A 24145-nucleotide genomic window follows, 5' to 3' on the forward strand; every position below is an offset into this window, starting at 1 on the left:
TATGCTTGATTAATGCTTAAATAATAGATATATAGAATATCTTATTTCCCTGTAACCTCGAAAGTTACAGCTACACACCGATGGCCAACATTCATTAGAAAAGCAAAATTCCTCAATAATGTTTGCGTACGGCTATAAAAAGTGATAATTAAGCATCTACCTTAGGCGGCTGCCAGATAGTTCCGAAGTAGTTAGATAGAATAGGTGTGTCTAGAACCGGCATACGATTATCAAAATAAATTGAAATCGGAATACCTTCAATTTTTGGTAACTGATATTCGAAGACTGTAATATTTCCGCTACAACAGTTGCAATAACAGAAAATAGAACAGGCATCGGTGGAATCTTCACTATGATTATGAGGTTCATTGAATTGTGTTTCCACGGCTGCCACCTCGCTGCGAATGTTCGCATCGCTGCATGGGACAAAGGAAAGCCCCAAGATATAGGTGATCAATATGAAAACAATTACTCTCATTATTATACAAATTTAGAAAAATATTTCAAAAATTTATTCTTTTATAATAACATCGCCTAGTTAACGCGCTAAATTAGTTGTGATTGCAGCAACCTCCAATTCCTATCTCCCACGGCCAATCACAAACAATTTCCTGTATAGGTACTTATTATTCACAACTTAAAACTTTTCAATTTCAAACTATGCTATCTCCTTAGCGAGAAGCTCTAAGCTTTGCCCAAATTGACTTACACAGGCCGCGTTCCTTAAAATACTGTATTTACTCAGTCATATAAATAGTCTACACGAAAACTGTGCCATAATAGCAGACTTTCTATCATTATAGTCCATTCCGTCGGATTATCTCCTAAAAACCTAAAATTAATCTACACGAAAATATTAATCCATTAGAACTATAAATAAAACAACAAGCAACACTTTCCAAAACACTTAAAATCAACGTCTAAACATCAATGGTCGTTTGTAGAACTCTCGCTACAGGAAAAATTACTTATTGAAAATCATAATGATTAAACAGAAAGCTATATCTATAATTGCATCAATAAATTTCGACATCTATCAAAAAAACAAACATGAAAATAGGCTTAGCTATTAAGCCTATAAATAAAAAGTAAAAAATCACACAAGTACAAATCAATCAAAAACACTAAGAAACGAAGTAAAATTAAATGTCTACTTACATGAAAACGAAAAATTATCGCAACCTTAAAAACGTACTAATGTTGGGATGCATTATACTGGTTGCTTCAAGTATCTTCTCTTGTAAAAGAGTGGTGAAACCACAGCCCTAGCAGGGGAAACTGTGGTCAAAATCAATCTTCAGGGAGTTGAGGCTTATAGCGAGGAGGAAAGCAACGCCGTTGGTCAAAAGCAGGGATCCACAAAAGCCGCTACTTCCGTAAACAATGCTTCTGAAGTACAAGAGATGACTGTTCCTTTTGGCAGTAGTTCTTCCATTGACGTTGTATTGACAAATAGCTCAGCTACAACTTCCAATAAAGGATTGATGGCCTCATCGGGCAGCAAAGCAGCAACTACTCCTCAGGTAACGGAGAAACAGCTGGAGAAAGATGTTAAATATAAAGTAGTTGTTTACAATAGTCAAGGGAATTACGTTACAGAAAAGACCTATAGCTATGGTGGAGAAGCTGTAGCGGCCGGAATTGTACTTGATGCCGGAAAATCCTATACGTTTGTAGCTTATTCAACAAATAGCACAAGTACAGTACCTAATATTAACAATCAAAGTACGTTGTCCTCAGCAAGTCTCAATAATATCAATGGTGACTTAATGTATTTTACAAACACGCTGAAATTAACCCCGGGTGTTAATAACCTAAACGTTGTATTGAAACACCGTTTCAGTCAAATTACCACAACCTTGACAATGGATGCCAATATGACCGGGTCAATCACTAAGCTTGAAAACTCTGTGTTTAAACCAAGTCATACATCAGCCAATCTGAAACTTTCGGATGGAGCGCTTACATACAATGGATTGAATGATGCAGGTGTGCAAGCACAATTTCCTGCATTGGGCATTGGACTACGTACAGTTGTCAGCACCCCTTCCCTATTAATCCACCCAGGGACTAGTATAGGAGCACTTAACTTAGGAACATTGATGATCGATGGTGAAACCAAATCAAATCTTAACATTCCAAATGTAAAGATCAATCCAGGACAAAAGTATGATCTGAAACTTAATTTTAAAACTTGTACCCAAGATGTGACCAGTGATGGTCTAAACTGGAGCTACCCCGCTGTTGTCGTTAATGGTAAAACTGGAATCCGTATTGATGGTGTATTTTATCCAAGTGGAACCACTATCTCCAGAAATTTCACTGCGCCAGCTGCTGATTACGGATTTGTGTTTGATATCACCGAACTGGACAATGCTTTCAATATGGAAATTAATGGTGTAAAACTGGCAAAAATGAAATCCAGTTTGAAGTTGGTGCTTCCTCAGCACAAAATATCCAGTTTCTTGACGGAAGTAAATATGCAGGAACTAATGTAGAAACAAATGGTAGAATTGCTCAAATCTATAATATGCAAGGAACTGCAGCCAATCCGTTGATCAAAGTTGTGATCAGCAGAACCGGTAAAGTAACCATGTTTGGTAGCAAGGTCAATGGTGGACCTTTATATGAACTTGTATTGTACAATGGTAACTCCTTCAATACTTTTCCTTGGGGAAGTACACAGAGCAACACAGTTAAAGTAACTCAGCTTGTTGATGGTCGTACGATCATTAAAGGTGTGGGTGCAGGAAAGAAGAAAATATCTTGTAGCTAGGGACGGAACAAGAATAAATTTAGCAAAAATCGAATAGAATACAATAAATAAAAGACTATGAAAAAGAAATTGGCCTATATCGCACCCAAAGTTAAGACGCTCCTGATCGAACTCGAGCAAGGTATCGCGGCCGCTTCAGCAACCGCTAGACCCGAAAACTCCAAAGGACAAGTCAGTGAACAATGGGAGGTTAGCGACACTGACAACCGAACAATAGATTGGTAACAAACCCATAGAATCAATATGTATAAAGCCGTATTAAACAACGCAAAAATACTGTTTAATACGGCTTTATTACTCCTATAGGAATATATTAAGATAATATCTTCTGTAAACGTTTTGGAAACTCGTCTATCTTCGAAATGCTCAGCTGTTTCATCACCTGAAATAAATGTGCTTTGAACATATTGATGGTATGTTCACCGCCTGCATTTCCTAGGGCACCTACGCCGTACATAAATGGTCGCCCCATGAAGTTAAATTCAGATCCCACAGCATGTGCACGGGCAAGGTCTACTCCAGAACGAATACCACCATCCAACATAATCTTGATTTTGCTTTTATAATCTGGGTTGGCTGCCAGATGAGTCAATGAATTAATGGATGATTCACTGGCGTCAAGCTGTCTTCCACCATGATTAGAGACGATAACACCATCCACGCCCAATGCAATAGCAGCCTGCATATCCTCATCTGTCGCAATTCCTTTTAACACCAAAGGTCCCTTCCATAAATCCCGAATGGCTTTGATCTTTTCAACATCTACTTTACCGGTAAACGTTCTGTTCATAAATTGTCCCAGCTGCGCTAGATCCAGTCCTTTCTCCATATAAGGCTTTAAGGTTGCAAAAGATGGAATACCATGTCTAAGTGTTTCAATTCCCCAGGTAGGACAAGCAAACGTCTGTAAGATATTAGCGATGTTCATCTTTGGTGGCATAGACAATCCACTTTTAATCTCTTTGTACCGAAGTCCAAAAGCAGGAACATCGACCAGAACAACAAGCACAGGACATTCTACCTCTTTCAGACGTCGCAGGATATCATCACGCAGCTTATTTTCTGTAGGATGATAAAGCTGAAACCAAGCTTTACCTTGTGATACCTCAGCAATACGTTCAATACTACTTGTCGATACGGTACTCAATATATAAGGGATATCATTTTCTGCAGCGGCTTTTGCTAGAATTTCTGGAGCATTGGGCCACATTAAGCCCTGTAAACCAATTGGCGAAACACCAAATGGCGCACTGTAATGGCGACCAAAAAGTTCTACAGACATATCAATTTCCCCACTCGTCTGAAGATATTGCGGCTTTAATAAGATATTGTCAAAATCATTTTCATTTCTGGCAAGATTCAGCTCTTCATTGCAACCGCCTATTAAATAGTCAAACGCAAATTTTGGAATTCTTTTCTTTGCCTGTTTTCTCAAGTCTTCAACAGCAGGAAATCGGGTATTGTATGTAAACTTTTGGCTCATGATTGATGTATTAAATATTGGCAGTGATTTATCTGCGCGCCAAATATACTATATAATTTGAAATTAGTTCGCTATTTATCAATAATCTCCTAGCTATTCCGACGGTAGCCAAGCTCGGCACCACCACTCACAGGCAGGTTTACCCCGGTAATAAACCGGGCACTGTCTGACAATAAAAACAGGCAGGTATCTGCGATTACATCCCCTTCCGGGCAATAACCCAAGAGGTGGATATCTTTTAGAAAACCAAATACCTGTTCCGGCTCCGCCTGCTCCGAAGCCCATTGCTGAAGCATAGGCGTCATCACCGCTGCGGGCATGACAGAATTCACCCTGATCCCCAATGCTGCGTAATCTATTGCCATTGATTTGGTCAGGGCATTGACAGCCCCTTTTGTTGCGGCATAAGCAGCATGGTTTTCCTGGCCAATTTCCGCCACTAGGCTACTTGTATTTAATATACATCCTCTTGAGGCTTTCAAGTGAGGAAAACCATATCGTGTTGTCAACAAAATACTTTTTACATTGACATCGAACAATCTGGTCCATTCCTGCTCCGTGGTGTCATGCAATGGCTTTGATGGACTCGCAAGACCAGCGTTATTGTGAATGGCATCTAATCGCCCAAAGGTTGCAACGGTTTGGTCTATCGCTGCCTTCACATCCTCCTCCTGGGAAAAATCAGCACAGATACCCAGATGTGGAGCACCCAATAATTCGCCTGTAGCAGCAACGGAGGCCTGATCAAGGCCGATAAAAACAACTTGGGCCCCAGCCTTTGCATAGGCCTGCGCACATGCCAGACCGATTCCAGCAGTACCACCACTGATTAATATCACTTTATCCTTCAATCTATTCACGATAAATCTATAAAAGCTTATTCAATTAATTCTAAGATCTAAAATACGACAAGTAACTTCTTACCTGAAAATTATGTATAAAATTGTGACAATAGCCAACAATAGTCCCGATAAAACGCGGTAATTCCCGATTCCTTTCCATGCGGCCCCACGAAGTGGCTCAATGGACTCTTCCAATAGAGCTGTTCGCTTTCCGCGTTGTGTTGTACCGGATACCAATATGATAAGATAATCTGAATGATCATACAGGTCAAGAAAAGGTAGAATGCCATCATCATAAATGGAGTTTGTCCGATCCAGGAATCTGGCAGAACCTTATTCAGAATAAAGACCCCCATACCCAAAAAAGATCCAATCCAGAGGGTCAATTTAGCCGATACCGCCGAAGCTTTCCGCCAGAAGACGCCTAAGAGGAATACACAGGTTATGGGAGGCGCAATATGGGCGATCACGTCGTTGATCCCATTAAAAATACTCTCATATCTGTCCAGTAATGGCAGTAGAGCCAGCGAAAAAGCCATCGCGATCACAGCGGATATTTTCCCGATACGGATAAGCTGCTTATCCGTGGCCTGTGGCTTCCGTTGCTTAAAAATGTCGTAACTAACCATCGTGGAAATCGAATTAAGGGCGCCAGAAATCTGACTCATCAACCCGGACAACAAAGCCGCCACAAGGATCCCGATCAGGCCAGAAGGCAACAGCTGCGTGATCATCAGCGTGTATATTCCTTTGGAATTCACATGGCCTGCCGCGTCCAAGCCCAGGCTACTTAGATCAAGATGCCCACTCTTAAAGAGGGTGTAGGCGAATAATCCGGGCAATACAAAAATAAATACGGGCAAAATTTTCAGAATACCACAGAACAGCGCGCCCACACGACCATGATTCTCATCCTTCGCCCCCAGTACACGTTGGACAATCGTCTGATCTGCGCACCAATACCAGATCCCCAGAATGGGATAACCAAAGAACACTGCATACCAGGGCATGCCACTGCTGTCATCAGCGCCACGGAGCATGGACAACCGGTCGAGTCCACCTTCAGCGATCAGTACATCTTTCATCGGTATCCACCCACCCATGCGATCGAATGCTGCAAAACTGATGATAAATGCGCCGGCTAATAATACAATGGTCTGAATGGATTCCGTGACAACTACCGCACGCAGCCCACCAAGGATAGTATAGATTCCGGTAATAACACAAATTACTGTAATACTCAAATACATATTAATCCCAAAAAGTGTCTTCAGCACGATACCTCCTGCCAACATCGAAAAGGCGATATGGATCACTATGGCAGATATTATGGAAATAAATGTCAGCCAATCTCTACTGGAACGGTCATACCTTCTTTCCAGGAAATCCGGGAGCGTTGCCACACCGGACTTGAGGTAGAACGGTACAAAAACAAAGCCAATAGGACCAAAGTAAATGCGGCCATCCATTCAAAGTTTCCATTAAGCAAACCCGTATCAAATCCACTTTGCGCAAGACTTACCAAGTGTACAGTGGATATATTTGTCGCAAAGAGTGCTAATCCGATTGCTGGCCACCGCAAGCTTTTGCCGGCGAGAAAATAACCTTCGGCCGTCCCTGTATTTCTCTTACTGCCGATACCGGCGCGGATACCGACAATCAGAATCAATGCAATATAGGCTACTGCGATACCCAAATCTATATTTCCTAACATAAGTTAATTTTAGATTAAGTCACAACTACTTCCAGCTTCCATCGGCGTCCGATAAACACCATTTTCGATGACTACGGGATGTACGAAGCGAGATTTGAGATGTGGAATATGTTCAAGAAACAGGGCTTCATGCCCAAGACTAATGTGATTAAACAACACCAGGTGCTGGTGCAGTTGTCCCATATCGCCTACATGCGGTACCACAGGGATGCCATATTTGCGACAGAGTAAACTGACCGTAATAAATTCGCTCACCCCGCCGACACGGACTGCATCTACCTGTACAAAACCTGCGGCTCCCAACTGGAGGTAGTTTTTGAATAAAATCCGATTAGGGACATGTTCCCCCATAGCGACCTTTATCGGCGCAATGGCATCGGTCAGTATCTTATGCGCAACAATATCATCTGGATGTGTCGGCTCTTCCACCCAAAATGGATTCATTGCCTTGAGCTCTTGACATATTGCCAGCGCCTGCGGTAATGTCCATTGTTGATTGGCATCCAGCATGACTGTTGCCTGATCACCAGCAACCTCCCGAACAATATGGGCCCGTCTGATATCACGGAGCGGATCCGCGCTACCCACTTTCAGTTTCATGGCCGTAAAGCCCTTTGCAATAGCCCGTTTACAGTTTTCTCTGACCTGGGCGTCCGAATAGTTAAACCAGCCAACAGAGGTATCGTAACCCGTATATCCCTTTTCGATAATTTTCATTCGTTCCTGACGACCCTCTCTATTTGTAGCAATCAGCGCAATAGCCTCTTGCTTTGTCAGCTCATCTTCCAGATAGGAAAGATCCAGGGTATTGACAATTTCCTCTGGCGTTAGATCAACCAATAATTTCCAGAGCGGAACAGCCCGGGTTTTCGCCCATAAGTCAAAACAGGCATTTGTCACCGACGCCAGCGCTAGATGCACAATACCCTTGTGCGGTCCTAACCAACGAAACTGCTGCTCATTGCTCAGTGTATTGAAGATCGCGCCAAAGTTTGCCATCAGCTCTTCGATGGCTATTCCTTTGAGCCGCTCGGCATAAAACGCTGCAGCCTGACAGACCAGTTCATTTCCAGCACCTATGGTGAATGCCAAGCCAGTGCCCACACGTCCTTTATCATCTAACAAATGGGTAACTGCATAAGAATATACAGGATCTTTATGTATAGCATCGCTACCTGCTCCGGTATTTAAGGGAAATCGGCGATCCTGGATATCGTACGTTGTAATCATACTAATACTAATTTTTATAATCTATGGATAAGTGGATTCTGCTTTATAATTTTAATTTTTCTTTCAACTGGAGCAGCAACGCGACATCTGTCTCCTTGATACGTCCTTCCCTATTGGGGCCAACATTCAAAATCAGTATATTATCCTGCGCGGTTGCTGTCCGGTAGATATCTTCCAGTTCTGCAAGCGTCTTGTACTTTTTGTCTGTTGTATTATAAAACCAGCGCTCGCCAAGTACAACCGTTGTCTCGAAAGGCATGTAGTAGATATTCCCTGTGCGGTAAAGAGTTTGGGATCAGGTGTGCCTGGCAAATATGGATCACCTAAACGGAAGTCACTTGGGAAATAACGTATTGGGAACAAATTCTGTTGATCCTTGGGCTGCACAACGTGTTTATCCGCATTTTCGGGACTACCAATGGTCCAATTGATACCCACCTGACACTGAGGAGCCTTACTTTTGACCAGGGTATATATTTCCTGTGCGGGCCATCTATAATTCTCCTTTTCCCAGCCACCATCCAACCAAAGTTCGACGATATCTGTATACTTCTTGGTCATATCCAGCAATTCCGTCAATTGATTGAGCATATAGGTATTATAGGCTCTATCCGCTTTTCTGTCATTTACATTCCCATTCTGTTTCCGGTCCCACAAGGAATAATAAAGTCCCAGACGGATGCCTTGCTTACGGCATTCCTTTGCCAGCGCCTCCACAACATTCGTCTTGTTAGCTGAATTTGCCACATCATAATCGGTATATTTACTATCCCATAAGCAAAAACCATCGTGATGCTTGCTTACCAATATGATATATTTCATTCCAGCAGCTTTCGCCGTAGATACCCATTGTTTTGCATCAATGGTTGTTGGCGCATAAGAACTGGCAGGTTTCGATCCGTCCGTCCACTCCTGATCGTGAAAGGTATTTATACCAAAATGGATAAACATCCCATACTTGCGATCGATCTGCTCCTGTTGGTATCGATTGGGTTTATCGGATGCTGTGGGTATAACAACTTTCGTCTGGGCGAATACTTTAGCGGCCAATAAGCATAAGGTTAAACTAAAAACACATGCTTCTTCATAATTTTTTTGTTTTAGGTTATTATTCGGATTTTGTTTCGGTTAGTTGGTATGAAATACCTCTTCCATATCCGACCAGACCGCTCCTTTTGCACGGGCATCCGGGAGTGGCATCTGGCAAGGATCTGTTTCCTTCCACCAACGTTGCGTTTCGGGATCAGCGGCCATCCGTTGCATATCGGCATCAAAATCCGCTCCGGTATACTCAAAATAACTGAATAGATAATGCCGCCCATCGACCTCTTTCAGAAAAATAGAATAGTTCTGGATATGGCATTCCTTAATTTTCCCCAGCACCGACGGCCATGCACCCGCGTGAAGTTTTTGTAATATTCCAATTTTTCGGCTTTTAAACCTGTAATGGAAGCATAGCGTTTAACAGATTTAGATTCCTGACCCCGTCCACAGCAAACCATTAAAATGGAGATTGCACACACGAGCGTAAAGGATACAAATGGAACTAACTTTTTTAATATCATATTTAGGTATTCTTGTTATCAATACTCCTTTTTACATAAAGCTAAACTACTACTCTTAGGACAATAAAACTGTGCCAAGATTGCTCAATATTGACACTATATTAACGACATTTCGACTATCGTTTCGTATTTATGACAAAATAAGCTATATTTAACATCCATTAAATAACATAATAACCAGTAAATGAAACCCATCTTCACTAAAATATTGGAGGGATCCGAGATAGCGACATTTGCAACAAAAGAAGTTTGCCAGCCTTTTTTTTTCCACGGAATTCCATTTTCACAGTGCCTGTCAGATGACTTATATTGTCCAAAGTGAGGGTAAACGTATTATAGGGGACAGTATCGACAGTTTTTCGACCGATGAGTTGACTTTTGTGGGACCTGACCTACCCCATGTTTGGCACAATGACAGCTCGAATCAGGATTCAACAGATCTATCGCGCTCAATGGCACTTTATGTCGAACCTAAATTACTCTTAGAAGTATTGGGACAGCTTTTTAAAACACATAAGATAGAGGCTTTTCTGACTGCCTCCAAGCGGGGACTTCTATTTCGGGGAGAAACAAAGCAGCAGCTAAAACACAAACTGGAACAAATAGTTCATCTCGACTACGGTTTTAAAAAAACAATATTGCTGCTTGAAATCATCGAATTGTTGATTACAACTGATGAATATGAATATCTTTCCAGTCCAGGTTACACACAATTACAGTTCGATGGACAATGAGAAAATCGACCGTATCTTTAAGTTTGTGTTCAACAACTTTACAAAAGAGATTCCGCTGGACCAGGTTGCGACCCTAGCGAATATGTCCAAACATTCGTTCTGTCGTTATTTTAAGTCCCGTACACAAAAGACCTTTGTTCAGTTTGTCAATGAAGTACGCATCAGCGAATCATGCCGGCTGATTACCGAAAATAAATTACAGATCACCAACATAGCCTTTGCCTGTGGTTTCAATAGCCTTTCGAATTTTAATAAAATTTTTAAATCCATTAAAGGTATTACCCCAAGTAGGTACAGATCACATATACAGCGTTAAAACAAAGCTTTCTGAGGGCAAGAAAAAATCAACATGAGCCTAACACCCATCTACTCAAAAGTAAGGTTGATCTTCGAAAAGCCCAATCCTTGCAACAATGGTTTGAACACAGTTGTTGCATTTGCTTTGGTTTGTTGCAGGATATCGGATTTCTTCACGTCATCCGCTACAGCTTTTTCAGCAGTTTTATAAGCTTCATCAACCAATTCTGCCTCTCGCAGGAAGGCCATTTTGGTATCATATACCTTTGATGCCTCGTGGTCAATCTTAATGTAACAGATCTCCGGGGCCGGCAATTTAATGGAAACAGAGTCCCCTACCACCTTAATATCCTCCGGTGTCAGTTTTGTTAAGTTCACACAGCCAACAGCATCCGCTTTGACAATTAGCAATACACTTGCTGTAGGCAAGAAGGTATTGATATTTTTATGTTCAACAACATCGCTGTAGCGATATTTCACCAATTCCAATTTCCCCATAGCTTCAATGCGATCAACCAGAAGCTGATGCTTGCTTTCCACCCGTGGTCCGCTGTTATATTTTTGATAGACAAACCAAGCTCCCACTGCCAAAATGGCTACGACAATTAAAAATTTCAAAAATTTTCCCATAAATAGTATAATACAAATAATAGACCAAGGTCCAATTATGGCCATTTGAACCGAAAATGTTACGCGAATATTATCTTTTGTCGCCTTTCAATATGCTCCGATAAAAATATACCATTTGATAGACAATTGTTTAATCAAAAAGTTTAAAAAACATTTGGAAGATATGGGCTATAATACTACTTTTGTGACATCAAAATCACGGTAGGTATAGCTCAGTTGGTTAGAGCACTAGATTGTGGTTCTAGGGGTCGTCGGTTCGAGCCCGATTACTTACCCAAAAGGCAGATCATTAAAATGATCTGCCTTTTTGATTTTCAATATGTCCAGTCTTCGAAACCTATTGAGACAATTTGGACGCTGTAGGGGACAATGATATCAAATCATTTAATCCCTTAACAAGGTAATATCCTGAGCCGGTGCAGTTAAACTAAGGTTAGCGATTTCTGTATACACAGATTCATCAACTTTGAAGCCCCATTTTCTAAAGAAATCTGAGAGATCCTTTTGTGTAATCTGACAGGCTGAAAGCATAAAATAACGCATCTTTTCGGCATCGGTAGAAACGGTTGGTCGATTTTCACGTGTAGATCTACTCAAATTAATATAGAGGTTATCGCCAAATGCCAACCATAACTGATGGAACATAATCATTTTTAGATCATTATCACCCGCATTAAAATTACGGTCTGCTATATTCTTTTGAAAGTAAGTATCTAATTTTGGCCAGGAATTATTTGCGGTTATACGGCTCACAGGAATACCAAATCCTCTTTCGCTGGCCAATGAATAGACATTGACTGTTGTTTCGGTGAGATTGCCCCAAGTCCAGGCCTTTTGCTGATAAGTGTGCCCCACTTCATGCCAGATTCCCCAACCGTTTGTATTGGAAAGATACTTAGGTTGCAGCATTCGATACGATAAAGATTCTGTAAAATAAATAGAAATACCAGCTGCCATATACCCTCCAGCAGAAGAATCTCTAACCGTAATCAAATGTTTGTTATAAGGAATTGCATGTACGCCACTTGTTCCGCTCAATCCACTAATATAATTTGAAAAGCCGATGATAGAGTCCAGTCGGTCTACAATTAACTGCTGATCTTCGTTCTGATATAAAAGGGCTTCATCCATATTGGCGACCATAATCGTACGGTCAGAAGAGAACATGACATCCGGCGCGCTGTTTTTAACGAGTCTAGTGTGACCAGCCATTGCGCATGTGTTGTTTTTCCCTTCTGAAAATACGGAACAGGAATAAAGCCATCTCCAAAGGTCACTTCAATTTCTCCCGGAGTACTGTAATTGTTGGCGGTATAAATCACATACACCAAACCTCCATACTGATCAGCCGTGAAGGTCTGCGTTCCAGCCTGAAGATTAAAATACTGTCTAACAGGTCGAATATTATCTCGAAAAGGCGTACCAATTGCCAGACGGGCAACAGTAGTACCCGTATTGATTTTTACATTCAGTGTAATTGTGCTATTGGGAGCGACATAAAATCCCGTCGCCTGCATATCGTTGTGATTTGCTCTGAATTGTAGCCGATCCACCTCTGTGGATGCCGATGGTGTAATTTTGAAGATCTGTACGCTGTCTGCAATGGCCAGTGCTGGGGATTGTAGATCAGCAAGAGCAGAAACCATCCGCCCAGCATCCTTTTTGCAGGATGAAAATACAGCAATACAACAGAGTGCAATAACATAAAAATGTTCTTTCTCATTGGTTTTTAAATTAAGTTTATAAATTGTGTTAATTATTTTATTCGCAAGAATACCATCCCAGATTTTTATGTCCGTTACGTATTTTCATCATATTTTTAAATTTCTATAACAAGAAATTTCGTGGTTTAAAATCGGTGGCAATATAGGCGGAAAAGTTTTATAAAATTTCATCAAACGATTGCGTAATTACCGAAAACGTTATAGTGTACAACAAACTCTATAATACAAAAACATGCAAGCTATTATAATTAAATATTAATTATTTTAATTTCCAAAAATTAATTGTGAAAAATTAAAAAAACTACCCTATAGGTAGTGATGCTGAGCAGGATTAAATGAATTCCAGAAAGTCAATTCCGGCTAATCCAACGGGAAGGAAACTATCCCCTATAATAAATAACAAAAAAGGGAGCCCAGGCTCCTTTTTAACAATTAAACGAATGATCTATAGTTCAATAAATAGCTCTTCGTGCGGTCTGCGTACCCGATCTAATTTTGACCACCAGTCATTCTCATCGTCACGATGTCCCAAGGCCATCATGACTGTACTTCTTAATCCTTGCGACTTTAGATCCAGTAGTTCATCCAAAGCATTATTGTCAAAGCCCTCCATCGGGGTTGCGTCAATTTTAAGATCGGCGGCTGCCAATAATCCAAAGCCTAACGCAATATAAGATTGTCGCGAAGCATCGATAAATTGCTCTTCTTTCGTTTTCTTATCCAGTAACCTCAAAAGGTTCAATCTATAAGCGTCAGTTGCTGTTGAAGGAAGGTTGCGGACCTGATTACTATATTCAAAAAAACCATCTACCCGATCCACGGAAATAGCATCCCATGCTGCGAAAACAAGAATATGGGAGGCTTGTAAAATCTGAGGTTGTCCCCAGGCTATTGGCGTCAATTTCGCTCTGATGTCTCGATTACTGACCACAAATACCTTGAATGGCTGAAGACCAGAACTTGTTGGCGCTAAGCGAATGGCCTCAAGGATCTGATCCAATTTTTCTTTCTCAATTGTTTCTCCGTTAAAACTTTTGGTTGCAGATCTCCAATTAAGGGCTTCTTTTAATGACATAACTTTTATCTTTTAATCGTCTTAAAATTCCAATTAATGTAATTCTTTCATTGAAATAGAATCACCTAATTTTTTGATGCAACAAAGTTAAAAGTTATTAAGTATCAAATTGCTACTTGTTACCTAGAGGAAACTAGTTACTTTGGAGTAACCAAGTATTGCATAAAACATTTTATACCTTTGTTTTTATTGCATTATGAAAAAGAAAAGATTGAAATTGCGCCGGAATGCAACGAACATATTCGTGGTGTCAGGGATACGATGTCCCTATTGGATGGAAAATGGAAAACCTTGATCATTAGTCATCTTTATTATGTCGGTAAAATGCGGTTTATGGATCTCAAAAGACAAGTGGAGGGCGTGGCGTCAAAAACGCTTTCAAAAGAACTAAAAGACCTTGAACTGAACAGGCTTATCACTAGAACACAAAATAATACCATGCCTGTATCGGTTGATTATGAACTGACTGAATTTGGAAAAAGCCTCCATCAGATTATTGATACCATGGGTGCATGGGGAATTAGGTATAGGGAACAGATCTTAAAGTAGCCTGGCTCCCATCTCGCATTAAACTATTTAGCAGAATGCTTTCTCTGTCTAGCCACAGAGGCACTTCAGTTGATCACAACCCTGAATATAGATGGTTTTACGAACAGTGATAAGAAAGCCTTATTTTCAAATCCTAAGGTAATCTCATCAGCTGTATCCGCCACAACGATGAGTGAAATCAGGGAAAATATCTTCAATTGACTTGTGTGATAAGAAAGATAAATCGACGGTAAAATCCCGCTGTTTATAGAAACAAAAACGACAAATCAATACAATGATCTGCCGTTTTGGGAGTCTTGGAAAGATTTCAGTTGAATCTACTCCAATTTGATAAGAATCTTCAATTACAGTTTATAGGAAACCGTCGCGACAAAATTTCTTTTTGCTGTGGATTAACGGACCAATAACCGATATAGTATTGTTTATTATTGATATTGTTCATATTAAAGTTTACGCGGAATTTATGAAAAGAATAAAAAATACTGCCGTTTAAAAGCGCATAACTCGGAAGTTCAAATACACCCGTCACACTATTGTCTATTACCTTATATTTTCCACCGCAGTTACCTCCGATTCCAAAACCGAGATTCCGCAGGTTCCCATGCTGAATCTGATAACTTCCCCAAAGGTTTGCTAAAGTACCTGGCCCTTGTCCTCCGGGAGCACGTCCTTTTCATTATAGAAATCATTTCCGTTTCCGGCAATTATCTGAATATCATTATAGCTAAATCCGGCCTTTACCGAAACTCCTTGGTAAGGAAGTGCTTCAATATCAAAATCAAAGCCCTTACTTTCTACCTTCCCGCCTTGTACAGATCCGGTTGGTGTACTGTACACCCTATTTGCCACAGTAATGTCGTACAATGCTAATGTGGTCCATAGTCTATCTTTGATCAGGTTCGCTTTGGCACCGAATTCCCATTGATTGGCTCGCTCAGGCTTAAATGACTTTATGCCTATTTTTACATTATTGCCGTCATAGGTTATGTTTGGAGCAATGTTATAGAAAGCGTTCATATAATTAGCAAATACAGAGACTCTATCTTTTACGATCTGGTAAACGATACCGAATTTTGGAGATAGTGCCCATTGGCTATAATCATCGTCTTTATTAGAAACATCACCTTTTGAGTCAAAATAATCTGCGCGCAAGCTCAGCATAACGGAGAGTTTATCCGTAAGATCCACTAGATCGGAACCATACACGCTAAATGAACTATTTTTAATATGGGAGGGATCTCCGGCTTTTGTCTCCGCCAGCAACTTATCTATGGCATCCTTGGTCAATGGAACAGGATCTAATACTGTTTCGTTTTCACCCAATGGTCCTTTTATTTCCCCCTGCGGGCTTACCCTACGTCCAAGCCCCCAACCAGACCCATTTTCCTTGACATCCCTCGAGAAATAGTCAACACCAACCAAAAGTCTGTTCCTTAAACCGGCCAATTTAAAATCACCGTTGAAGTTTTGCTGCAGATCATAAGTTCTTGTCTTTTGATTTTCATTGTGAAAGTACTGGTCAAAAAAATTGCCCTGATTACCCCATATATAGCTGTATATTCCATTCGACTTTACCTTTCCGTATGAAACAACAGTCTGCGAATTCCAGCTCTCATTGATTTTATAAAGCACTTCGCCCTGGATATTGGTCCGTGGGTTTTGATCGTCAATTCATTGCTTGTAAAGGAAAGCTTGGGATCAAGGTTTAGTTCGTCTATATTTTTAAAGGTAAGCCGTGCTACCCTATCCGAATGGAAAAAACGGGAGCGACAGCCCTTTTCATATCAAGCAATTCGGTCATCAGATTAACGGTCAACCTGTCATTTACCTGATAGGTCAACGATGGTGCAAAATAAAAGGATTTTTTAAATCCGGCATCCTGAAAACTGTGTTCATGATGATAGGCTGAATTGATCCTGAGTGCCAGGGTTTTACTTTTTATTCAGGACGCCATTGAGATCAACTGTCGCCCGATGCAGCTTATTGCTACCGTAGTTGTAGGAAATTTCACCACCATTTTCAAAATATGGTCTTTTCATAATCGTATTGATTACACCACCATACCCATAAAAGCTGGCACCGAATAAAGTCCCAGAAGGTCCTTTCAGGACTTGAATCTCCTCTATTCCGGCCGGATCAAGGATACCGCTTGATAAGCCGGGAAGCCCGTTAACAAGATTACTTTGTGCTTCAAAACCCCGTAAGGAAAAATATGCGCCGCCATCCCCAGCTCTACCCGTAGATTCCCATGTCCGGCTGAGCCCCGAGACATTGCGGATCAGGGCATCATCAAAACTTGTGATTGCCTGTTGTTTTAATAGCTCATGTGAAACGGTGCTATAGACCTGCGGATTCTCTATATTGTTCAATGGCATTTTGGCTACAGCGCTGGTCGTTCGGTTGACTTTGAAAGCAGATACCAGCACCTCCTGCAGTTGTGCGTAGTTCTCATTTAAAGCGAAATCCAGGATAACAGGTTTGTTATTTTCAACGATTACTTCCTTTTCAATCGGATTTAGTCCGGTGAAACTGGCCACAATCTGGTAACTTCCAGGTTTCAATCGGTCAAATTTGTAGTTCCCACTTTTATCCGTCCGAGTCTGTCGGTTAATTCCTTTGATGGTCAAATTGACCGACTCCGCCGGATTACCATCAATTGTCGTTATTTTACCAAAGATACTCGCTGTCTGCGCATTGGCGACTCCTGTAAGCGAAAATATCGCTACTGCAATAGGTATAGATCTGATTCCCATAAAAAAATTATGGAGCCGAATATAGTACATCCAATGGTATAAATGAAATTAATTAGACTAATTATAAATAATAAAACATTTTGCTATTGACTAACAGGTTAAATAATAGAAATAAAATGATTGCTAAGTAGTGAAAAAATTAGTAAATCGATTATCAGGTCTTTGAGTAGAACCGGTACATTGATAAAATAATTATCCCAAAAGTATAAATTGCCGATTGGTCTTTTGTAACGATTCTTCCCCTTCTGACAGCTCTCCTGTTGATCATCATGAAATTATATATTGATCGTTTATTATAAATGCGATTTACAGATGGAGCAAATCGGCCAGAATTAGCTGTATTTATTTGAAGCTACTTTGATAGCTCTGCCCTATCCATTTGGAGTCATTTGAAGCCAATTCAGCATATTAACTATATTTAAATAATAAATATTTTTGATTAAGACAAACCTCTGCAAACGGATAAAATTATTTCTCCATACGACGAAACAGTTCCCCAGTACAGATATAGTACCTCTCCAGTACAGATAAAGCACAGATAAAGTACTACTTTGTTACAAAACGATATGTGCCTTTATGGTACTATAAGGGTACATAAAGGTAGATTTCAGCTGGTTAATGGTAGACTTGTATTTTTTTCCATTTTTTAACCTATAGATAAACCAAAATCCGATCAATGCACTTGTATATGTATTGCTTTTACTTATGATCCATCTGGTATGGAATAGTATGATAAGAATATCTCAGGAAGTAAGCAGAACTGCATAAAAATAGGGATGCCCCAATTTTTTTGGACATCCCTCAGTAAAATGTGACAAATAATTTTTACTGTGTAACGGCATGTATTAGAACTTATAGGCCAGGTTCAACCTAAAGCCCTGCGGATTGACTGCCCGCCATCCATAGTGCGTATATCTCCAGGCTCCGGGATAGAAACCGACGTAATTATAACGGTTGGTCACATTGTTGACCAATAGTGCAATGTGATAGTTATTTTTTTGATAGGACGCCCCCAAGTCTATGGAAAACAAGTCATCAGGAAGGTACTTATGGTCTTGGACAACTGGCCAGGTAGCACGCTTCGCCTGATATTCATAACCTGCAGAAAATCCGAGACCTTCTAAATTCCGTCTGCAATGGTATACTTTATCCAGGCATTGCTAATATGACGGGCTGTACCATACAACATTCCGCCAATCTTCTTGGGATCCTTATCTTTTGTAACTTTGGCATCGGTATAGGCATAATTGAATACCACATTCCAGTTTTTGTTGATAACCCCATTGACGTCTAACTCAATACCTTTAGATGTTGCTTCGCCCGATTGTTCAAATCTTCCGGGATTGTCAACTCCAGCCGCAGTGAGCATATTGGTCTTTGTCAAGTGGTAAGCTGTCAAATTGGTCATCAATTTATTCTGAAACCAGGTTTTCTTCAGCCCAATCTCTCTATTTCGCCCGTATGAAGGATCTGCTGTCCCTCCATCCAACAACAATCCTACTTGCTCCTGAAATGTTTCATCATACAACGCATAAAGGGTAAAAGTAGGTGTCAACAACCCCGTCACACTAAACCGCGGTGTAAATGCTTCATTTTTAACTTCATTACCATTATTGGCAATAGATACCTTCTTTGTTGCAGTATACCGTAGACCAGCAGCGACCCTAAGTTTGTCCTGCAAAAACGAACTTCATCCTGAATATGGACAGAACTGTATGAGTAATCCGATAGATAATTGGCACCACGTTCCCGTAGTGATTTGGAGCGGTCATATACCGGTAACATATCCTTGGTCAAATTGCCATAAACCGGATTATAGATATTAAAGATTACCTCACCATCGGCATTGACCGGCAGCTTTTTGCTTGGATCAACAATACTACCTGCTTCAGACCAATCCGCGACATAGAACTTTTTGCCCATATCTAAACCAGCCAAAATATTGTGGTTGACCTCTCCTGTTTTGAATTTTCCCCGTGTAAATACCTGCCCGACAGTCGAAGTATTCAAAGCATCATTGATACTCAAATTACGTGTTACATCGCCCTTCTTAACACCGTTAGCACCATCTTTTAAAGCAATCGTATTGTAATTCGCATACAGGAGGCTCCTTCCATTTCAGACCGTACATAACCGAACTGTGCTGTCAACAGCCAATCCTCATTAAAGTTATGGTTGATTGTTCCATAGATATTATGTTCCCAGGACTTGGTCGGATCCATAATCGGATCGCTAAATGAAAAGTTCTTTTTCACCTCCTTAAAACCGTCGATGCCATAGGCATATTTTGAAAATCCACCTTCAAAATTATTTTGAGAGAGGATATATTCGAATATTACATTTGTATTTTCGCTGGCATTATACTTAAAGGATGGGTTCAAAACAAATTGTTCGTGAGCGACATTTTGCTGAAAATTTCCTTCTTGGTTCCCATGACGTTAAACCGTCCTAAAAACTTACCGTCAGTGCTCAACCGCTGGTCAATATCAACCGCAGCGCGCAATAAATTGTAACTCCCCAGGGTCATTTGTGCTGTTCGTTGATTATTTCCCGATGGTTTTTTGGTCACGATATTATAGAAACCACCGGGCTGTGTATTACCCATCATAAAACCTGCTGGTCCCTTCACAAATTCTACGCGCTCCACGAAAGCCATGTCTTCACGTAGTGGCCCGAAACTACCACTTACGTCCATCCCATTACGGAGATTCGACGCTTGAAATCCACGTACTGCAATCCCTACACTCCCCTCTTCCTGATGTGTGATCGTCCGTACACCACTTACGTTCCGCGACAGACCTTCAGCAGTCGTTAATATCATTTGATCATTGAGTAGACGCTGGTCTATAACCTGAATATTTTGCGGTGTGACCAAAAGATTTTCGCCCAGACGTAAAGTCGAAGATGGTATTGTTGTTCTGTTGGCAACAACGTTCGCGGTCGACAGCACATAGGATTTTGTGCTATCCACCTTCGTGGAGTCGACAGCCGGATTTATTTTATTCTTCTCTTTTTCCGTCTTGCCGCTCTGAGCCAGTACCACAGTGGGCAAAACCAAGATGCTCCAGAGAATACTTTTCTTTAACATACTCTATTTAGAATTAATATAATTAAATTTACAACGCAAAAGTAGAGCACATTTGGGCAATCAAATTTCGAATTCGGGAGAAAAACATTAGAATATGGGAGAAATTAAAACAAATCGGGAACTGATGGACGAAGTATTATGCTTTTATGATCAGGACGAAAATGACCAGACGATAAAACATCTAGAAACTCCTTTGGGAAATTTTACCACAACTTATATCTATGACAGTCCGGAATTTATCATTAGGGATTACGCTTATACTTACGCACAAGATATCACATTAACGTATAGAACTTCTACAAAAAACTATATTCAGATTGCCTTTTTCCTGAATCAGCAGGTGCTAAAGGATAGCATTAACAACAGGAAAACAGCTATCTGCCGCAGCACAATTATATCTATTTCACACCATCTGAATCCGATGTGGAGATATTTTTCAGGAAAGACATTGCCTATCGCAATTTTGATATCTATGTGGAATCCGACTATTTTCATCAGTTTGTTGCCGAAATGCAGGTGGTAGACTCATTTATCGCCCAGGTCGACAAGAATAATTTTGTTCGTTTGGTTGAAGAGGGCGTTCCCCTCAGTCCACAGATGCTTCATATCCTACAGGAGATGAAATCCTGTCGCAAAACAGGCATTCAACGACAATACTTTATGAAAGGCAGAACAATGATCCTCCTGCAATTGCTATTTGAATGGATTGATCAAGAAAAAAACAAAGTGATATAATTAGTAGTTATGGAGAGACTGAGGCCAATATCTTCTATACAGTTCAGGATTTTATTGTAAAAATACTGGTGAATTTTATACCATCGAGCAACTGGCTATCAAATTTGGCGTCAATGAATACAAATTGAAAAAGGATTCAAGGAAAGATTCGGTATGGGTCTCTTCCAATTTGCAACTCAAGTACATATTCAGGAAGCAATCTCCCTCTTGAGAACAACTGATCTATCCATTAAAGAGATTGCCTTCAGAACAGGGTACTCGTCGCCCTCGTCCTTTTCCGTCGCATTCAAAAAGCAATGTGGCATAGCGCCCAATCAGATTCGAAAGAAATCGCATACTGTGCATGAAGAAAAGCTTCTTTTAAAAGGTCTGATAATTGATTCAGACGACTTTTGTTCTATTACTTCAAATAGATTATAGTAAATTTCCAAAAGCTATACAGAAACTCAATCTTGTCAATCCGGATGCTGAGAAATATTCCATAAAATAAAAATTACGGCAATCTGCTATTCTTCTATCACCGGTTTATTGTTTTCACAACGTACGTTTTTGTGAGAAGCAAGTAAATTTTCACATTTTACATAGTTGGGATCTAATTTAGCCAGTCTACGAGATAAGGCTTTATGTTGACGATAAATAGCATTAAAATCCTTTCTGCTTTCGCTATTTGAATCATTTTGAAATAGCACATATTTCAATTTGCAGTCTTTAGCTATTGGTAGCGCATACCAATTACTCGGGTTATGACAGATTGGATTAGCATAGAAAGTTTCCAATGCCCTTATATTCGTATTCAATTTTTCTCTCGTTTGCTCAAGATTGAAATCCGATGCCAACAGTACTTTTGGAGAACCATCAATACAACCGATGCCAAAATGAGGTTCGGATTCGACTAACATATCAAATATTGGCCGTTCATCTATTTTTCTAGCGGCCTCCAGCAACGATATATATTCTGATTTTAGTTTATTGTAGGCATTTTTATCTCATTACCTACAGGAAGTATTTGTAAACGCTATTGTAACCGCCATTATACCCTCCAATAACACTATCAATTTGCAAACTGCTAAGATCGTTACAAGATGATGTTTTGACCAACTTTTCTATTTCAACAAGTTTCGCATCGGCTTTTTTATAGTGCTCTTCGTAGGACTGATTATCTTTTTACAAGCTACGCAAAGAACTATCAGGAAAAATAGTCGGATTAATTTCATAATTATCAGGTTTACTATATAATGTGTTATTTACATAATACGTAAAACATACCCTCCTTGCTACAAAAAAAAAAAAACTGACATAACGGTATTATAGAACCGTCCAATCCACTTAATCCTCTTCCAAATAAATATTGTGGACGACAAACTTAACATTCTTACTGAATAATAGCATATCATCGACATCCTCCGAATCTATCGCATAAAGTGTATCGAGTTCTCCCCATCCAAAAGCTCCGAATCAGGTATCAGCTCAAAAAAGGTGATCCCCTCGATGGTAGACAACTCTTCTACCTTAATATAGGACACATCTTGGTTCTTCCAGGTCGATAGAATCTCTTTGGAAAATAATTGATAGGTATTTGCTTGCATTGACATGGGTGCAAATTAGCAAAAAATTGGTTCATTACACTTTTATTATAAGGTTTCTAAAATCTTACTTACTTTTTCGTTTTTAGGATTGATTTCAAGCAACTTTATATAGTTCTGCTTTGCTTTGTCTCTTTTGCCCGCTTTCAGATAAGCTTCTGCCAGGCTATCATATACATTTTCGCTCATCGGATATAAAATCGTATTGACCCTAAAAATATCGATCGCCTGGATCAATTTCTTTTGAGAAAGGAGCTCATAACCTGTACCATTCAGAAAACCTTCTGAAAGCAGCCTATGCTCACTATCCTCTTGTTTTGCACGTTGATAAGCTTTTACGCCCTGTTCAAAATGACCTTCCAAAATCAGCTCCAGCGGAATAACATCGCCTGCATTAAGTTTTGGATTTCTGGCATGGATTGTTTTATCACGCAAAACCTGAACAAGCTCCTGCTTACCTGTAGCTTTATTCTTTACAAAGGCCATTTTATAATCCCAGTCATGCATCGCGAATGTGTCTACCCCCACTTTAATCAGTTCGACAGGGGCGTCTAGATTCTGTATGGCCATCAGTTTGCCATTTTCTTTGTAGACTTTGATTAATCCATATTTATCGGCACGATAACGTCCGATATAGGAGCTTAGCTCTTGTGCGGTTGATGGTAAAATTTTATTAGCTGGAGCAATGTAATTGGGCCATTGATAGGTTAAAGCGACCGCGCGAACGAGTTCGTTGATAAATAGAGGTTTGTTGGTATTTGTCAATACGACAACCCCGTCACCACTTGTCTTGCTTGCTATAAAATAAGAACTAAAACCTTCATTCCAGCCACCATGACAAAAGTAAACAGCTCCCGCATAGTTTTCAATGAACAGCCCTAGACCGATAAAGGATTCAATGAAAGGGCTGGTAAACTCTTCTGCTGTCCTTTTGGAAATAACAGTGCTGCTTTTGCCTGCCAATGTATGTTGAATATCGATCACAAACTTGGCATAATCTTCAGCTGTAGACCACAATCCTGCAGCAGCCTGCTCCGGATAAACATGATATCTTCCTTCAACAGGCTTTCCATCTTCGGAATAGGCTGTGGCGGCAAACTCTGCTTGTGTAGCTGGAAGTGGTTGTGCGAAAGTGCTATTCTTCATTCCCAATGGCAGCAGCACTTTCTCATTCATAATGCTTGTGTAATCTTTCCTTCGATATCCATAAGCATCTGTTGCATTACCGTATATCCACCTCCTGAATAGCGAAAATTTGCTCCAGGAAGCTTATCGACAAATACCGCAGGGGTGTTGGCGGGTTTTCCTCCATTCAACACCTCCACTGCCGTGGGCATCGGATCCGTTACCTTATAGCCCGGAAATCC

General features: G+C 40.3%; 31 protein-coding genes, 1 tRNA gene and 2 pseudogenes. 11 read left to right on the forward strand and 23 right to left on the reverse strand.

All coding sequences use genetic code 11. The features are described from left to right. Positions 1 to 148 precede the first annotated feature (148 nt). Positions 149 to 478 carry a DUF6660 family protein gene (locus KUH03_RS44510; RefSeq protein ID WP_306429380.1) on the reverse strand — a complete coding sequence of 110 codons (330 nt, stop codon included), beginning with the start codon at positions 476 to 478 and terminating at the stop codon, positions 149 to 151. 802 nt (positions 479 to 1280) lie between these two features. Here KUH03_RS44510 and KUH03_RS44515 point away from each other — a divergent pair. From KUH03_RS44515 to KUH03_RS44525, 3 genes are read left to right on the forward strand one after another with little or no spacing between them, the layout of a single operon-like run. After that, positions 1281 to 2498 (forward strand): fimbrillin family protein, encoded by a 1218-nt coding sequence (locus KUH03_RS44515; protein ID WP_257090925.1) that lies wholly within the window; start codon positions 1281 to 1283, stop codon positions 2496 to 2498. A gap of 32 nt (positions 2499 to 2530) precedes the next feature. After that, positions 2531 to 2776: a hypothetical protein gene (locus KUH03_RS44520; protein WP_257090926.1), complete on the forward strand. Its 246-nt coding sequence runs from the start codon at positions 2531 to 2533 to the stop codon at positions 2774 to 2776. A 57-nt stretch (positions 2777 to 2833) separates the two neighbouring features. Continuing rightward, positions 2834 to 3001 (forward strand): hypothetical protein, encoded by a 168-nt coding sequence (locus tag KUH03_RS44525; RefSeq protein ID WP_257090927.1) that lies wholly within the window; start codon positions 2834 to 2836, stop codon positions 2999 to 3001. Between the two features lie 88 nt (positions 3002 to 3089). Here KUH03_RS44525 and KUH03_RS44530 read toward each other — a convergent pair whose 3' ends face one another. From KUH03_RS44530 to KUH03_RS44560, 7 genes and pseudogenes are all read right to left on the reverse strand, one after another. After that, complete coding sequence (locus KUH03_RS44530) at positions 3090 to 4259, reverse strand: alpha-hydroxy acid oxidase (RefSeq protein ID WP_257090928.1); 1170 nt, start codon at positions 4257 to 4259, stop codon at positions 3090 to 3092. A gap of 89 nt (positions 4260 to 4348) precedes the next feature. Further along, complete coding sequence (locus tag KUH03_RS44535; protein WP_257090929.1) at positions 4349 to 5119, reverse strand: SDR family NAD(P)-dependent oxidoreductase; 771 nt, start codon at positions 5117 to 5119, stop codon at positions 4349 to 4351. Between the two features lie 71 nt (positions 5120 to 5190). Then, a pseudogene (locus tag KUH03_RS44540) lies at positions 5191 to 6815 on the reverse strand (sodium:solute symporter). Between the two features lie 9 nt (positions 6816 to 6824). Further along, a complete protein-coding gene (locus tag KUH03_RS44550) occupies positions 6825 to 8045 on the reverse strand; it encodes an enolase C-terminal domain-like protein (protein WP_257090932.1) in 1221 nt (406 codons plus the stop codon). Positions 8046 to 8088: 43 nt separating this feature from the next. Further along, a complete protein-coding gene (locus KUH03_RS50125; RefSeq protein WP_373564595.1) occupies positions 8089 to 8304 on the reverse strand; it encodes an alpha-L-fucosidase in 216 nt (71 codons plus the stop codon). Between the two features lie 155 nt (positions 8305 to 8459). Beyond that, positions 8460 to 9095, reverse strand: a pseudogene (locus KUH03_RS44555) (alpha-L-fucosidase); the annotation flags it as partial. A gap of 78 nt (positions 9096 to 9173) precedes the next feature. Continuing rightward, a complete protein-coding gene (locus KUH03_RS44560; RefSeq protein ID WP_306429906.1) occupies positions 9174 to 9470 on the reverse strand; it encodes an L-rhamnose mutarotase in 297 nt (98 codons plus the stop codon). A gap of 439 nt (positions 9471 to 9909) precedes the next feature. Between KUH03_RS44560 and KUH03_RS44565 the strand changes: the two genes are divergently transcribed. Next, complete coding sequence (locus tag KUH03_RS44565; protein ID WP_257090934.1) at positions 9910 to 10344, forward strand: hypothetical protein; 435 nt, start codon at positions 9910 to 9912, stop codon at positions 10342 to 10344. After that, a complete protein-coding gene (locus KUH03_RS44570) occupies positions 10334 to 10660 on the forward strand; it encodes an AraC family transcriptional regulator (RefSeq protein WP_257090935.1) in 327 nt (108 codons plus the stop codon). Before KUH03_RS44565 ends, KUH03_RS44570 begins: the two co-directional genes overlap by 11 nt. A gap of 50 nt (positions 10661 to 10710) precedes the next feature. Here KUH03_RS44570 and KUH03_RS44575 read toward each other — a convergent pair whose 3' ends face one another. Continuing rightward, a complete protein-coding gene (locus tag KUH03_RS44575) occupies positions 10711 to 11271 on the reverse strand; it encodes a DUF4230 domain-containing protein (protein ID WP_257090936.1) in 561 nt (186 codons plus the stop codon). 201 nt (positions 11272 to 11472) lie between these two features. Between KUH03_RS44575 and KUH03_RS44580 the strand changes: the two genes are divergently transcribed. Then, positions 11473 to 11546: transfer RNA gene (locus tag KUH03_RS44580), tRNA-His, on the forward strand. A gap of 109 nt (positions 11547 to 11655) precedes the next feature. Here the strand turns inward: KUH03_RS44580 and KUH03_RS44585 are convergent. From KUH03_RS44585 to KUH03_RS44595, 3 genes are all read right to left on the reverse strand, one after another. Beyond that, positions 11656 to 12438 (reverse strand): M60 family metallopeptidase, encoded by a 783-nt coding sequence (locus KUH03_RS44585; RefSeq protein ID WP_257090937.1) that lies wholly within the window; start codon positions 12436 to 12438, stop codon positions 11656 to 11658. After that, entirely contained in the window at positions 12360 to 12917 is a 558-nt protein-coding gene (locus tag KUH03_RS44590; protein ID WP_257090938.1) for a M60 family peptidase N-terminal accessory domain-containing protein, read from the reverse strand. Before KUH03_RS44590 ends, KUH03_RS44585 begins: the two co-directional genes overlap by 79 nt. Positions 12918 to 13440: 523 nt before the next feature. Next, the gene (locus KUH03_RS44595) at positions 13441 to 14070 is read right to left on the reverse strand and encodes an NAD(P)H-dependent oxidoreductase (protein ID WP_257090939.1); all 630 of its coding nucleotides are present in this window, start codon (positions 14068 to 14070) and stop codon (positions 13441 to 13443) included. Between the two features lie 180 nt (positions 14071 to 14250). On the opposite strand from KUH03_RS44595, the gene KUH03_RS44600 reads away from it, so the two are divergent. Together KUH03_RS44600 and KUH03_RS44605 are read left to right on the forward strand one after the other, a co-directional pair. Further along, complete coding sequence (locus KUH03_RS44600; protein ID WP_257090940.1) at positions 14251 to 14619, forward strand: helix-turn-helix domain-containing protein; 369 nt, start codon at positions 14251 to 14253, stop codon at positions 14617 to 14619. Positions 14620 to 14688: 69 nt separating this feature from the next. Further along, entirely contained in the window at positions 14689 to 14820 is a 132-nt protein-coding gene (locus KUH03_RS44605; protein WP_257090941.1) for a hypothetical protein, read from the forward strand. Positions 14821 to 15252: 432 nt separating this feature from the next. Here KUH03_RS44605 and KUH03_RS44615 read toward each other — a convergent pair whose 3' ends face one another. From KUH03_RS44615 to KUH03_RS44645, 7 genes are all read right to left on the reverse strand, one after another. Then, positions 15253 to 16251: a TonB-dependent siderophore receptor gene (locus KUH03_RS44615; protein ID WP_257090942.1), complete on the reverse strand. Its 999-nt coding sequence runs from the start codon at positions 16249 to 16251 to the stop codon at positions 15253 to 15255. A 299-nt stretch (positions 16252 to 16550) separates the two neighbouring features. Next, complete coding sequence (locus tag KUH03_RS44620; protein ID WP_257090943.1) at positions 16551 to 17372, reverse strand: carboxypeptidase-like regulatory domain-containing protein; 822 nt, start codon at positions 17370 to 17372, stop codon at positions 16551 to 16553. A gap of 845 nt (positions 17373 to 18217) precedes the next feature. Then, positions 18218 to 18403 (reverse strand): hypothetical protein, encoded by a 186-nt coding sequence (locus KUH03_RS44625; protein ID WP_257090944.1) that lies wholly within the window; start codon positions 18401 to 18403, stop codon positions 18218 to 18220. Between the two features lie 89 nt (positions 18404 to 18492). Then, the gene (locus KUH03_RS44630; RefSeq protein ID WP_257090945.1) at positions 18493 to 19053 is read right to left on the reverse strand and encodes a TonB-dependent siderophore receptor; all 561 of its coding nucleotides are present in this window, start codon (positions 19051 to 19053) and stop codon (positions 18493 to 18495) included. Then, positions 18936 to 19400 carry a hypothetical protein gene (locus KUH03_RS44635; RefSeq protein ID WP_257090946.1) on the reverse strand — a complete coding sequence of 155 codons (465 nt, stop codon included), beginning with the start codon at positions 19398 to 19400 and terminating at the stop codon, positions 18936 to 18938. Before KUH03_RS44635 ends, KUH03_RS44630 begins: the two co-directional genes overlap by 118 nt. 44 nt (positions 19401 to 19444) lie before the next feature. Next, positions 19445 to 19753: a hypothetical protein gene (locus KUH03_RS44640; protein WP_257090947.1), complete on the reverse strand. Its 309-nt coding sequence runs from the start codon at positions 19751 to 19753 to the stop codon at positions 19445 to 19447. Beyond that, entirely contained in the window at positions 19750 to 20460 is a 711-nt protein-coding gene (locus tag KUH03_RS44645; protein ID WP_257090948.1) for a TonB-dependent siderophore receptor, read from the reverse strand. Before KUH03_RS44645 ends, KUH03_RS44640 begins: the two co-directional genes overlap by 4 nt. 94 nt (positions 20461 to 20554) lie before the next feature. Between KUH03_RS44645 and KUH03_RS44650 the strand changes: the two genes are divergently transcribed. From KUH03_RS44650 to KUH03_RS50130, 3 genes are all read left to right on the forward strand, one after another. Then, complete coding sequence (locus KUH03_RS44650; RefSeq protein ID WP_257090949.1) at positions 20555 to 20983, forward strand: hypothetical protein; 429 nt, start codon at positions 20555 to 20557, stop codon at positions 20981 to 20983. Further along, entirely contained in the window at positions 20971 to 21195 is a 225-nt protein-coding gene (locus KUH03_RS44655; RefSeq protein WP_257090950.1) for a hypothetical protein, read from the forward strand. The genes KUH03_RS44650 and KUH03_RS44655 overlap by 13 nt, the downstream gene beginning before the upstream one ends. A gap of 123 nt (positions 21196 to 21318) precedes the next feature. Further along, complete coding sequence (locus KUH03_RS50130) at positions 21319 to 21615, forward strand: helix-turn-helix domain-containing protein (RefSeq protein ID WP_373564913.1); 297 nt, start codon at positions 21319 to 21321, stop codon at positions 21613 to 21615. Positions 21616 to 21701: 86 nt separating this feature from the next. Here KUH03_RS50130 and KUH03_RS44660 read toward each other — a convergent pair whose 3' ends face one another. The 4 genes from KUH03_RS44660 to KUH03_RS44675 form a co-directional block, all read right to left on the reverse strand. Next, positions 21702 to 22139 (reverse strand): hypothetical protein, encoded by a 438-nt coding sequence (locus KUH03_RS44660; RefSeq protein ID WP_257090951.1) that lies wholly within the window; start codon positions 22137 to 22139, stop codon positions 21702 to 21704. A 465-nt stretch (positions 22140 to 22604) separates the two neighbouring features. Beyond that, positions 22605 to 22787: a hypothetical protein gene (locus tag KUH03_RS44665; protein ID WP_257090952.1), complete on the reverse strand. Its 183-nt coding sequence runs from the start codon at positions 22785 to 22787 to the stop codon at positions 22605 to 22607. Between the two features lie 39 nt (positions 22788 to 22826). Beyond that, entirely contained in the window at positions 22827 to 23954 is a 1128-nt protein-coding gene (locus KUH03_RS44670) for a serine hydrolase (protein ID WP_373564596.1), read from the reverse strand. Then, positions 23951 to 24115, reverse strand: a complete 165-nt coding sequence (locus tag KUH03_RS44675) for a hypothetical protein (protein ID WP_257090953.1) — start codon at positions 24113 to 24115, stop codon at positions 23951 to 23953. Before KUH03_RS44675 ends, KUH03_RS44670 begins: the two co-directional genes overlap by 4 nt. Between the last annotated feature and the right edge of the window lie 30 nt (positions 24116 to 24145).

The organism is Sphingobacterium sp. E70 (assembly GCF_019285695.1).
Taxonomy (GTDB): Bacteria; Bacteroidota; Bacteroidia; order Sphingobacteriales; family Sphingobacteriaceae; genus Sphingobacterium; species Sphingobacterium detergens.